Origin of the sequence: Nocardia sp. NPDC052566 (assembly GCF_044547285.1) — a bacterium.
In the GTDB taxonomy this organism is placed as follows: Bacteria; Actinomycetota; Actinomycetes; order Mycobacteriales; family Mycobacteriaceae; genus Nocardia.
This window is the reverse complement of the sequence record NZ_JBIUAF010000001.1, coordinates 662143-674489: the sequence shown is the minus strand read 5'-3', so window position 1 is coordinate 674489 and position 12347 is coordinate 662143. Positions and strand designations below refer to the sequence as shown.

Sequence of the window (12347 nt, the reverse complement as noted above, 5' to 3'; positions counted from 1 at the left end):
AGAACATGGCGTGGCACAGCAGGATTATGGACATATTCGCGAATCCAGTCAGGCGAATTAAACAGACTGCCAGGTAGCAATTACGACACAGGCGATTCCGAGGATCAGCGTTATCACGAATCCGCGGAGCGCATTTCGGAAAGCAGCATACTTCCGGCCGGCGATTTGCGCCAGGAGATGATTGTGCGACCAGGCTTCTTCGAGGGTGGATCGTTGGTCGAGATTCCTCGGTGGCTGAGGTTCTGACGCGATGCTCGGCCACGAGAATCGATTCCGACCAGTCACCACTGTTCGTGGTACGAGGGCACTGTAGAGCAGACCTGTTGTCATCAGCACCGCGCCGAGCAACAGCATCAGCAGCGCGACCAGTATCCAAGTGGCGCAGGATGCTGGGTCCGCGAGCACACGGCGGAAGGTATCGGCTCGGGCCGCCAGCAAGGCAAGCATGACACCGAAAACCGCTGCGAGCACACTGATTTTCGTGTCGGCGTTCTTGATCCAGTTGCCGAACTCGGTCATCGCCAGTTTCGCGTCCTCCCAGGGTGGCACTGGCTGCGGCTCTGCGGGCAAGGCGTCCCGTCTGCGAAACATCGGTGACAACACCTTTCACTGACAGTCGCCCAGGCGTCTTCGAACTCGCCTGTGGCCCAGCGTGAAAGTCTAGCGATGAGTGACCAAAATGGGGTGCGGTCGGAGGCGGTTCCGCGTGTCTCACCGAACGGCGAGTCCTATCCAACTCCCTGCGTTCTCGGTACTCGCGTATGACAGCAGCAATGGCGAACGAGTGGAGCACAGGTCCATAGCGAGCAGTCCGCCGTAAGGTGTTGCTGACACCGCCGTTTCGCGCGGCTGAGGCCGCGCCGCACCTCGGGGGACTGCGACATGGGCACCGATCACCCGCGCACACCGGCAGCAGACAACGGTCGGCGAGCGCGCCTGCACACCGCCCTCGAGCGTCGGCTCGACCGCATCGACCGTGACCCGAACGCGGTGCTCGATCCCGGGGCCGCACAGGAGGCCGCCGAGCTGGCGACCCTACTCACCGACGGCGCGAAGGACGATGATGTGGCGTCGCGAGTGCTGTTGGGCCGGTTCTGGTGGTCTCGCGCGTTGCTGGGACCATCGGAGCAGGCCGCGGATGCGCGCGAGCGAGCGGTGGAGACGCTGATCCCTGTCTTCACCACTTCCGGCACCTCGCTCGACGGGGTACCCGCTGAGCTTGTTCGCACGCTCGCCGATACCAGTGTCGAACTCGCGCGGTCTCTGTATGAGCGGGCTCGGGCCGCCGACGACCCCGACCTGGTCACAGCGGCCGCGCAGCTGTGGCATCGGATCGTCGACGCCACCCCCGACGACCACCCGGACCTCACTGGCCGACTGTCCGCCCTCGGCCTCGCTTTGGTGAGACGGTTCGAGCGAGTGGGGGTGCAGGCGGATATCGACGAAGCAGTCGAGGTGTCACGGCGGGCGGTTGCCGCCACTGCGGCTGACCAGCCCGCTACGGCCGAGGTGCTCACTACCCTCGGCATCGCGTTGCGGGTCCGGTTCGGACGGACGGGAACGCCGGCGGATATCGACGAAGCGGTCGACATGGCCCGGCAAGCAGTCACCGCCACCCCAACGGGCCACCCCGATCTCGTCGCGGCGCTCGCCAACCTCGGCCTCGCCCTGCGGAGACGACTCGAGCGGACGGAAGCCCTCGGGGATATCGACGAGGCAGTCGATATGGCCCGGCAAGCAGTTACCGCCACCCCAACAGACCATCCCGGCCGGGCCGGCGTGCTCACCACGCTCAGTCTCGCCTTGCGGGTCCGGTTCGGGCGGACAGGTGTGCTGGCGGATGTGGACGAGGCGATCGACGTGGCTCGGCAAGCGGTCACCGCCACTCCCGCCGACCACCCCGACCGCATCAGCCAGCTCAGCAGCCTCGGCCTCACCCTGCAAAGACGGTTCGAGCGGACGGGAACGCTGTCGGATATCAACGAGGCAGTCGATATGGCCCGGCAAGCGGTCACCACCGCCCCGGACGACCACCCCAGCCTCGCGGGTTGGCGCACCAACCTCTGCGGCACCCTGCTGAGACGGTTCGAGCGGACGGGAGCGCTGGCGGATATCGATGAGGCAGCCAGCGTGGCACGGCAAGCGGTCACGGATACTCCAGCCGACGACCCCCACCTTGCTGGTTGGCTCAATAACCTCGGTCTTATCCTGCGGGTACGGTTCGAGCGGACGGCTGTGCTCGCGGATATCAACGAGGCAGTCGACGTGGCACGGCAAGCGGTCACCGCCCTTCCCGCCGACCACCCTCACCACACCGGCCAGCTCAGCAACCTCGGTCTCACCCTGCGGGTACGGTTCGAGCGGACAGGCGTGCTGGCGGACCTGGACGAGGCGGTCGACGTGGCACGGCAAGCGGTCACCACTCTTCCCGCTGATCACCCCCTCCTCGCCAGCCAGCTCAGCGTCGCAAGCCTCGCCCTCTGGAGACGGTTCGAGCGGACGGGAGCGCTGGCGGATATCGACGAAGCGGTCGACGTAGCCCGGCAAGCAGCCACCACCACCCCGGACGACCACCCCGCTCTCCCCATCTTTCTCACCAACCTCGGCCTCGCCCTGCAAACACGGTTCGAACGAACAGGTGCGCCGGCGGATATCGACGAAGCGGTCGACGTAGCCCGGCAAGCAGCCACCACCACCCCGGACGACCACCCCGACCTCGCCGGCTCGCGCAGCGACCTCAGTGTCGCCCTGCGCCGACGGTTCGAGCGAACGGGGGCAGCGCGGGACCTCGACGAGGCGGTCGATGTCGCCCGCCAAGCGACCACCGCCGCCCCTGACGACCACCCCGACCGCGCAGGCCTGCTTACCAACCTCGGCCTGGCCCTGCAAACACGGTTCGAACGTACGGGTGCGACAGCCGATCGGGACGCGGCCGTCGAAGCGCACCGAACAGCGGCCGGTTCGGCGGTGGCGTCACCTTCGCAGCGAATCCGGGCGGCTCGGCACGCGGCCGATCTGCTGGCAGCGTCGAGCCCTGCGGACGCAGCCGGACTGCTGGCTGGAGCGGTCCGGTTACTCCCCGAGGTCGTACCCCGCCGACTCCACCGCTCCGACCAGCAGTACGCCATCGGGCGGTATGCGCGACTGGCCGCCGACGCTGCCGCCTTGACATTGGCAGACCCGGACACCTTGCCCGATGAGCGGGCGGAATCAGCGATACGGCTGCTCGAGCTCGGCCGGGCGGTGATCATGAACCAGGCGTTGAACCTGCGCGGCGAAACCCGTCAACTCGCTGATACGCACCCGGACCTGGCAATGGAATTCATGCATTTGCGCGATCTGTTCGACCGCAATCCCATCCCGGACCCAACGGCGTCCACCACCCCTAGGACCGACCGGCGACAGGTGGCACACGAGTTGGAGCAGGTGCTGGCTCGCATCAGAGCCCATCCCGGGTTCGAATCCTTCGCCCTGCCACCTGACAGCGATGAACTGCTCGCCCAGGCCGGCGAGGGTCCGATCGTCGTGTTCAATATCAGCCACTACCGTAGCGACGCTCTGCTCGTCACCTCCGCTACGGTCACCTGCCTGCCTTTGCCCGGTCTGGCTCCCAGTGCGGTTGCTGACCGCGCCAGTGCGTTCCTGCAAGCCCTCGACGACGTGCAGCACGCGACCAGCCGGCCCGAGGTGAAGTCTGGCCAGCGGCACCTCAGCGACACCCTGGAATGGTTGTGGGACAACGCCACCGGCCCTGTCCTCGACGCACTCGGCTACCACGGTCCGCCAATTGCGGGCGAGCCGCTGCCGCGGCTGTGGTGGATACCGAGCGGCCCGCTGACCCAGCTGCCTCTGCACGCCGCCGGCTACCATACCCACCCCACCGACCACGCTGCTCCCACGCGCGCGGTCGTGGACCGAGTCGTTTCCTCCTACATCCCCACCATCACCGCCTTGCGCCACGCCCGCCGCCGCACGCACGGCACCACCGCACTCGAGGACGTCGCCGCGCTCGTGGTGACCATGCCGACCACCCCGGCTGGGGCCAGCCGATTGAGCCATGTTGCCCGCGAGGCCGCTACCGTAGCCGCCCGCATCCCTACAACAATCGTCCTCACCGAACCCGACGCCGACACCGCGCTGGAGGACGAGGGTCTGCTACCAACCAAAGCGAATGTTCTGACCTGGCTGCCGTCGTGCGCGATCGCGCACTTCGCCTGTCATGGTGTCAACGATCCCGCCGATCCAGCCCGCGGCCAGCTGCTCCTGCACGACCACACCAGCAACCCACTCACTGTTGCCGACCTCGACGCGATCCGACTCGACCACGCCCAACTCGCCTACCTGTCGGCCTGCGAAACCACGGCCGCCACCACCACACCGGAACTGCTCGACGAGTCCATCCACCTTGCCTCCGCCTTCCAGCTCGCCGGATACCCCCACGTCATCGGTACCCTATGGCCCGTCAACGACCGCGTCGCCGCTGCCATCGCCGACACCTTCTACCGGGCGCTGCCAGGCAACCCCTACCCCGAAACGAGCCACGCTGCCCACGCCCTGCACCACGCAATCGCCGCCACACGTCACCGATACCCCAGCACACCGTCACTGTGGGCGGCCCACCTCCATATCGGAGCATGACCTGCACCCGCTCACCTCCCAAACCCTGGCAGCACGAGCAACCTCAACCGGCTCCAGTCGACGAGACGTGCGCACACGAACTGCTCGAACAATGATCGATCGCGGGTACCCGGACGTACGGCCTCCGCCGCGCCGATCTCATAGACCGGGACCGATCGGCCGTTTCGCCGCGATCGCGCGGCGGTTTGCGCGCGAATAACGGAGGTAGCCACTCCGTGGTGAACACCCAGATCTCAGAGCTCACACTCGATAGTTACTTCTGGTCACCGTTTCCGCAGTTTGATTCGTGTGGTTAGCGCGTGTGTCCCCCTCCGGACACAGATTTTGCGCGATTTTCCTCCAGTTTCGTTGTCCTGTCACCGCTTGTGGCAGCTTCGGCCTCGGGTCGACTCTTCCTGTTTGCCCCTGTCTTTCGATGCTTCTGTATGGAAAGATGTTGCGGGAACGATATCGTCGCGTTAAAGCCTTTGGGGGGCAATCGAAGTGGCGCAGATCGTGCGGATCGGCATCCTTGCCGTGCTATGGGGTTCGACGTTTCTCTGGATCAAGGTCGCGCTGCGCGGCTTTTCCGCCATCCAGGTGACATTCGGCCGGATGATCATCGGCGCCGCCTTCTTGTGGCTGGTGGTGTGGCTGATCCAGCGAAACCGGCTACCGACCGGGCCCACACCGTGGTGGCATCTGATCGTGTCGGCCGCGTTGGCGAACGCGATTCCGTACACGTTGTTCGCCCTCGGCGAGGAAAGCATCGACTCATCCGCTGCCGGCGTGACCAACTCGAGCACGCCGATATGGACCATGCTCGTAGCCTTGCTGGTCGGCGACACTCGCGGGCACACGATTCGCCGAGCGAGTGGGCTCGTTCTCGGCTTCCTGGGCTGCGTGCTCATCTTCTCGCCGTGGCAGACCGGGGCGGACATCATGAGTTGGGGCGGCCTCGAATGCCTGATCGGATCCGCCTTCCTCGGCGTCAGCTACATCTATATGGCGAAATACCTGACCAACCGAGGAATCCCACCGCTGCTGCTTGCCGCCTATCAACTGTCCGCGGCCAGCGTGCTACTCGCCCCCGTCTTGCTGGTCGACGGCGTACCCACGCTGACGGCCCATCCTGATGCGCTGTTCGCGCTCGCCATCCTCGGCTTGTTCGGCACCGGCATCGCCTACATCCTGAACTTCCGCATCATCTCCGACGACGGTTCCGTTGCCGCGTCCGTGGTCACCTACCTACTGCCGGTGGTTTCGATCATCCTGGGCGCCGTCGCCCTTCAGGAGAACGTCACGGCGACGATGCTGATAGGCGTCGCAGTAGTACTTTTCGCGGTCGCGCTGACCCAGAACTGGCGGACGTCCCCAGACGAGGATGAACTCATCGATACCGATAGTGAACGATGTACCAACATGCGATGACGGATCACCCTCCGCTGCACGGTCTCCCAGTACCGCTCGCGTGAACCTCATTGCTACACCGCCACATTAGCGTCCGCTCATCCTTGCGATGCCGTCCGAAGCAGGAGCACGATGGATAATGGCACCCCAATTCCGAACGGGGAGATTGGTGTTGGTGCCGATCATGTTTGGCTCGGGAGCGGTCGAAACCAGCCGCATCGACGAAACCCGTTGGGGGAATAGATGATTACTGACCAGGCAGATACCGGTGCTGACGATCCCGGTACCGTCCAGTGGACCGGAGACGACCAGCAATGGTGGGACTGGTACATGACACTTGCCGACAATCCACCGATCGACGATGGCGCGGCCGAACCCGCGCCGGCGAGGCCGGACACCCGTGCGACATCCGACCGCGAAGTGTTCACGGCCCTCCAAGTTCCCTACGAACTGCCCGGCGCGGCCATCACGTTCTATCGGCGCAACGGCTACGTGCGACTTCCGAAAGTGATTCCCGCCGCGGTGATCGCGACACTCGCGGCACGCGCGGACCAGCTGCTGCTCAACGCAGAGGGGACCGCGCGTCCGGGCCGGTTTCTCGCCCTCGAGCAATTGTGGCGGCGCGATTCCTTGATGCTGATCGTGGCGCTGTCACGCAGAATCGGCGATATCGCCGCACAACTGATGGACGTCGACGCGGTGCGGCTCTATCACGACAACCTGCTGTCCAAGGAGCCCGGTTGCGGGCGCACGCCCTGGCACCGCGACCGCGACCACTATCCGCTGGCCTCCACGGCCGTGTGCACGTCGTGGCTACCGCTGCACGATGTGCCTGCCGCTATGGGGCCGCTCGCCTGCCTCCCCCGTGCCGCGGTGACCGCCGGCCTGCTATCGATACCGGTTACGGTCCAGGACCGGTCCTACGACGAAAGCGTTGCGGCCGAACTGCGCTCGCGCGCCGTGGAACCGGATGCCCGCCCGTTCGAGGTCGGCGAGGTGTCCTTCCATGCCGCCGACACGTTCCATACCGCCGGCGCCAACCGAACTACCGCACCGCGGCGGGTACTGTCCTCCACCTACTTCGAGGATGGCACCCGGGTGATCGAGCAGCCCACCGTGCTGAGCGGCAGCTGGACAGACTTCCTTCCCGGAGTCGCGCCGGGTGAACTCGCGTCCTCGCATCTCAACCCCCTGGTCGGGGCAGCCCGCTGATGAATTCATATGTGTACGAACCAGTACTGGAAAACCATCTTCACGAGGACCATCTCGCCGCCGCCCTGCGCGCCGACGTGCTCACAGGTCTGGGCGGTGCACCGAAGTCTCTGCCGCCCAGGTGGTTCTACGACGCACGCGGCAGTGAGCTGTTCGAACAGATCACCACGTTGCCCGAGTACTACCAGACGAGGCTGGAACGTGGGATCTTGCGGACCCGGGCCGCCGAGGTGGCCGAGCTGACCGCAGCGGCTACGCTGTCCGAACTGGGCTCCGGCTCGTCGGAGAAGACCCGGCTGCTGCTGGACGCACTGCATGCCGCGGGCTCACTGCGCAAATATGTTGCATTGGACGTGTCCGAAACGGCCCTGCGTGACTCCACCGGGGCGATCGCGCGGGATTACCCGAGCGTGCAAGTACACGGTGTCGTCGGCGACTTCACCAAGCATCTCGACCTGCTGCCCGCCACCGGACCCCGGCTTATCGCCTTCCTGGGTAGCACCATCGGTAATCTGCTGCCCGACGAACGGATCGAATTCCTTGCCAGCGTGCGAGATACGCTGAATCCGGGAGAATGGCTGCTTCTGGGTACCGACCTGGTCAAGGACCCCGACCCACTGGTGCGCGCCTACGCCGATGCCGCCGGGACGACCGCCGAATTCAACCGGAACGTGCTGCGGGTGCTCAATCGCGAACTGGGGGCGAACTTCGACATCGACTCGTTCGACCACGTGGCGCTGTGGGACGCCGAGCACGACTGGATCGAGATGCGGTTACGCGCCACCCGAAACATGCTGGTGCAATTGACCGTTCTGGACACCGAGGTGCGCTTCGACACCGGCGAGGAACTGCGCACCGAGATATCCGCGAAGTTCCGCCCCGAACGATTACAAGCGGAACTGGCCGACACCGGCTTCGAACTCACCCACTTGTGGACCGACCCCGATAACTGGTTCGGGCTCTCGCTCGCAAGGGCGGTGTAGCGCATAGACAGCTACCAACGGGCAATCGAGTCAAGTGGAGTGTTTCGTCCGATTCTCAACTCGCTACCCCAGAGTAAATAGGTATCGCGGAGCGACTGAAGCAATTAGCGTGAATCCGTGGTTACCGATGAGCCAACTGATTCGCTTGACAAGACTGCCGACCCGTGGGCGGCATATGACGAGACTGTCGCCGCGACCGGCTTCTGGACTATGGCCCGTCAGCTGCCGACCACCTTCGGCAGCGTGCTTGTGGAGTGCTGGCGGGTAAGTCGACGCGACACGGTCGCGTTGGTGCTCTGCACGCTGATCGCCGAGATAGGCACGGCGGTCGGCCTATTGGCGACGACAGAGATACTCGATCATCTCCTGGAGACGGGGCCGACTCCCGAGCGGATCCGCTCGGCGGCGCCCGCACTGCTGCTCGTGGCCGCGATGGTCGTCGGTCGCGGTGTGCTGCGAGAAGCCGCCGGATGGACCCGATCGCGACTCACCCCGCAACTTCGCCGCAGCCTCCAGACCCGATTACTGCGGCTGACCACCGCAGTCGAGCTGGTGGCCTTCGATGACGATGGCTTCCAGAACACCCTGCACCGCATACGCGAGCGTGCACCCCATGCGGTAGCAGCTCTGCTCGACGGTGTCCTTCGGTTGCTGTCCGGCGCCATCGGCGTGATCGTGATTGCCGGCGTGCTGGGTGTTCTACATCCCGTGCTGGTGCCGTTGTTGCTGCTCGCTCTTCTACCAACCTGGTGGGCGGCGGTGCGGTCGGCACGAATGAGTTACGAGATGTACGCGGCGATCAGCGGCGCCGAGCGCAGGATGGACACACTGTCCAACCTCATGGCCGATCGGGTGCCCGCCGCCGAGATTCGCGCCTACACCATGCGTTCCTTTCTTCTCGGCGAGTTTCACCGGCTGTCGACGCATGTCCAGGATCGGGCGATCCATCTGGAACGCAGGCACGCGGAGAACGGCGCCATCGGCGGTTCGCTCGCCGGTCTGGGCATCGGAGTGGTCTACCTGGCGCTCGGATTGCTGTTGTTCACTGCCGCAATGCCGCTGGCGGTGGCGGGAACCGCGGTCATCGCGATCCGCACCGCCATGTCCTCCTTGCGGGTGCTGGTGGACAGCATGAACTGGAGCTACGAAAACGCGCTGTTCTATCGGGACTACCTCGAATTCTGTCGAGGTGCCGCAGCACGGCAGGAGCGCAGCGGTGGCACAGACGCACCCGCGGATGCGGATCGGATCGTCGCCCGCGATATCGCGTTCACCTATCCGAATGCCGACCGACCCGCGTTGAACGGCCTGTCCATCGACATCGAACCCGGTGAGATCATCGCCATCGTCGGCGAGAACGGCTCGGGGAAAACGACTCTCGCCAAGATACTCAGCGGCCTTTACCAACCCGACGCCGGGTCCGTCACCTATGGCGGCGTGCCACTGCGCGAGATCGATCTGACATCACTGCGTGATCGGATCGCCGTGGTTGCCCAGAACTTCACCCACTGGCCGTTTTCGGCACGACAGAACGTCACCATCGGCCGCCACAACCATGCGGAAGCCGATACCGGATTCGCCGCGGCCATCAGCGCATCCGGCACCGATGACGTTTTCGCCGGACTGCCAAGGGGGGCCGATACCCTGCTCGACCCAACCTATCAGGGCGGCGTCGAGCTATCGGGTGGGCAATGGCAGCGAATCGCTGTCGCGCGCGGACTCTATCGCGATGCGCCACTACTGATCTGCGACGAACCGACGGCCGCGCTCGATGCGCGCACCGAGCACTCGATCTTCGAAACGATTCGCAAACATGCCGCGCAGCGCACCGTCGTTCTGATCACCCACCGCCTCGCCACCGTCCGGTACGCCGACCGGATATTCGTGCTCAAACAGGGCCGTGTCGTCGAACGCGGTAGTCACGACGAACTGATGGCCCGCGATGGCATCTACCGCGAGTTCTACACGCTGCAGGCGCAGGCGTACCACAACGATTCGCGGCAGACAGGCGATTCCTGATCCCTCGCAACGGTCGATGAGCCCACCGGCAGGCCCTCGGCGCACAACTTCGACCTAGCCTGGATCCATGCGCATTCGACTTCCCTTCCGCAAGCCCAAGCCGGCGCCGTCGGAGACCTCCGCCGGCTCAACCGCAGAGCGGGCACGCCGAGTTTCCAACGCGCTCGGGAAGATTCAAAAGACCAACCGCCGAAATCGCCGGTCCGGCTCGACCGGCTACGGCACCAACGATATTCCCTACGACGGCGGCGGCGCCTACGGCCCGTAGGTTCGTGCTCGACGAGGTTCTCACGAGGGAATGCGGTATGAAGCATTGGGTTGTCGATGATCCGGGCGATGCCGTCGCGATGGAGTTCGCCGTCCGCGCGCCGCATCCGCGATTGGCCGACCACGTGGTCATCTATGTAGGTCAGGATTTCACGCACCCCAACCCGATTCGACGACGTGTAGGTGCGTTGAATACGGTGACGCTGGCCATCGATTTCGAGCAGTCGCAGCGCCGGGAGATGATCGGCCCGGTGATCGGCCCGTGGCGGCGGTCCGGCTCCCCGGTGACCGGCCCGAGTGATCAACCGATGATGTTCGAGCAGTCGGGCCGAGAGTTCGGTATGAACATCGAATTGACCCCGCTCGGCGCGTACGCCCTCTTCGGCCTGCCACTGTGCGCGCTGACAAACCTCAGTGTCGACCTGGCCGATCTGCTCGGCGCGCACGGCCGGCGGTTGACCGAACAACTTGCCGAAACACCCGGATGGGCGGCACGATTCGACCTGCTCGACGACCACCTGACCACTCATCTGGGTCGCGGACCCGACCTACCGCCACAGGTATACGGTGCGTGGCAGAGATTGATCGCCACCTCCGGAAATATCGCGATCGGCGCACTCGCCGACGAGACCGGCTGGACTCGCCAACACCTGCGCCGCATGTTCCGTCAGCACATCGGACTGCCCCCGAAAACGGTCGCGCGCATCGCCCGACTGCATCGGACGGTGCGGATCATGACCCTACCGGGTGCACGCCTGCCCCAAATTGCCGAGGAATCGGGCTATTTCGACCAATCGCACCTCAACCACGACTTCCGTGCCCTCACCGGCTACTCGCCCACCGAATTCTCCGCACTGTTCGATTCGGGCCACCGCGTCTTCATGGGCGCGGGACTCGCCATGACCGTCAATGGCGCGATCGACCTCGAGCGCCCCACCAATACCATTGCGATAGAGCGCTTTACAGATCGACTCCAACCTACTGGCGCTTAGCATCAACTTCGGTGCCGAACCAAGGGCACCGCGTCTGCAGAGTCAGGCCGGTAGGTGATTCCCCGGCGAGTTCCCTCAGCGCTGGCGTGTCGATCCCGGCGACAAGCAGGTCACAGGCCAGCCAGACGGCTTCCTCGGGACTGAGAAGGTCCAATAGCAGGTCGGCGTTGAGGCGCGATACCCGGTCGCGCACCTCGTCGGGCAGGCTCTCCATGACATCCATCGAAACATCCGACTGCCCCGATGGATATCGAATATTCATCCGTCGTGAGTGTGGGAGGCTCGGTGGTCGTGGAGACAATTGGGAGTCGTGCCGTGTATGCGAATCCGTGGATGTCGGTGCGTGAGGATACGGTGCGCCGGGCCAATGGGGATGTGGGGATCTACGGGGTGCTCGACCGCGCGGACTTCGCCATGGTCATCCCGATGGACGGTGATCGGCTGCACCTGGTCGAACAGTTCCGGTATCCGATTGCGCGGCGCTGCTGGGAGTTTCCCGCTGGCACGCCGCCACCGGGGCGCCGGGCCGACCCGATCGACCTCGCGCGGGCGGAGTTGCGCGAGGAGACGGGTCTGCGCGCCGAGACGATGACCTACCTCGGTGTCATCGATGCGGCGCCGACACTGACCGCGCAGCGCGGACACGTATACCTGGCGACCGGCCTCACGGCGGGACCACCGGAGCGCGAACCCGAAGAGCAGGATATGCGGTCGAAGTGGTTCGCGCGCACCACCGTCGAGTCCATGATCCGCTCAGGTGAAATCGCTACCGCGGGAACGGTTGCCGCCTACACACTGCTGCTCCTGCACGAATCACACACGCGGAGTCGATCTCTCGAGTGATCCG

General features: G+C 65.0%; 10 protein-coding genes. 8 read left to right on the top strand and 2 right to left on the bottom strand.

The features are described from left to right. Positions 1 to 57: 57 nt before the first annotated feature. The gene (locus ACIG5A_RS02815) at positions 58 to 519 is read right to left on the bottom strand and encodes a hypothetical protein (protein ID WP_397236991.1); all 462 of its coding nucleotides are present in this window, start codon (positions 517 to 519) and stop codon (positions 58 to 60) included. 363 nt (positions 520 to 882) lie between these two features. On the opposite strand from ACIG5A_RS02815, the gene ACIG5A_RS02810 reads away from it, so the two are divergent. The 7 genes from ACIG5A_RS02810 to ACIG5A_RS02780 all read left to right on the top strand — a co-directional run bounded on the left by ACIG5A_RS02810 (position 883) and on the right by ACIG5A_RS02780 (position 11500). After that, positions 883 to 4638 carry a CHAT domain-containing protein gene (locus tag ACIG5A_RS02810; protein WP_397236989.1) on the top strand — a complete coding sequence of 1252 codons (3756 nt, stop codon included), beginning with the start codon at positions 883 to 885 and terminating at the stop codon, positions 4636 to 4638. A 483-nt stretch (positions 4639 to 5121) separates the two neighbouring features. Then, on the top strand, positions 5122 to 6048 hold the full coding sequence (locus ACIG5A_RS02805; protein WP_397236987.1) for a DMT family transporter: 927 nt from the start codon (positions 5122 to 5124) through the stop codon (positions 6046 to 6048). 222 nt (positions 6049 to 6270) lie between these two features. After that, positions 6271 to 7239 carry a phytanoyl-CoA dioxygenase family protein gene (locus tag ACIG5A_RS02800; RefSeq protein WP_397236985.1) on the top strand — a complete coding sequence of 323 codons (969 nt, stop codon included), beginning with the start codon at positions 6271 to 6273 and terminating at the stop codon, positions 7237 to 7239. Further along, positions 7239 to 8222 (top strand): L-histidine N(alpha)-methyltransferase, encoded by a 984-nt coding sequence (egtD, locus tag ACIG5A_RS02795; RefSeq protein WP_397236983.1) that lies wholly within the window; start codon positions 7239 to 7241, stop codon positions 8220 to 8222. Before ACIG5A_RS02800 ends, egtD begins: the two co-directional genes overlap by 1 nt. A gap of 117 nt (positions 8223 to 8339) precedes the next feature. Further along, positions 8340 to 10241, top strand: coding sequence for an ABC transporter ATP-binding protein (locus tag ACIG5A_RS02790; RefSeq protein WP_397236981.1), 1902 nt, complete (start codon positions 8340 to 8342; stop codon positions 10239 to 10241). A 67-nt stretch (positions 10242 to 10308) separates the two neighbouring features. Continuing rightward, positions 10309 to 10509 (top strand): hypothetical protein, encoded by a 201-nt coding sequence (locus ACIG5A_RS02785; protein ID WP_397236979.1) that lies wholly within the window; start codon positions 10309 to 10311, stop codon positions 10507 to 10509. 37 nt (positions 10510 to 10546) lie between these two features. Then, positions 10547 to 11500 carry a helix-turn-helix domain-containing protein gene (locus tag ACIG5A_RS02780; protein ID WP_397236977.1) on the top strand — a complete coding sequence of 318 codons (954 nt, stop codon included), beginning with the start codon at positions 10547 to 10549 and terminating at the stop codon, positions 11498 to 11500. On the opposite strand, the gene ACIG5A_RS02775 is transcribed toward ACIG5A_RS02780, so the two are convergent. After that, on the bottom strand, positions 11487 to 11762 hold the full coding sequence (locus ACIG5A_RS02775; protein WP_397238849.1) for a hypothetical protein: 276 nt from the start codon (positions 11760 to 11762) through the stop codon (positions 11487 to 11489). The genes ACIG5A_RS02780 and ACIG5A_RS02775 overlap by 14 nt on opposite strands. On the opposite strand from ACIG5A_RS02775, the gene ACIG5A_RS02770 reads away from it, so the two are divergent. Continuing rightward, positions 11744 to 12343, top strand: a complete 600-nt coding sequence (locus ACIG5A_RS02770; RefSeq protein ID WP_397236975.1) for an NUDIX domain-containing protein — start codon at positions 11744 to 11746, stop codon at positions 12341 to 12343. The two genes, ACIG5A_RS02775 and ACIG5A_RS02770, sit on opposite strands and share 19 nt — an antisense overlap. The last annotated feature ends 4 nt before the right edge of the window (positions 12344 to 12347 follow it).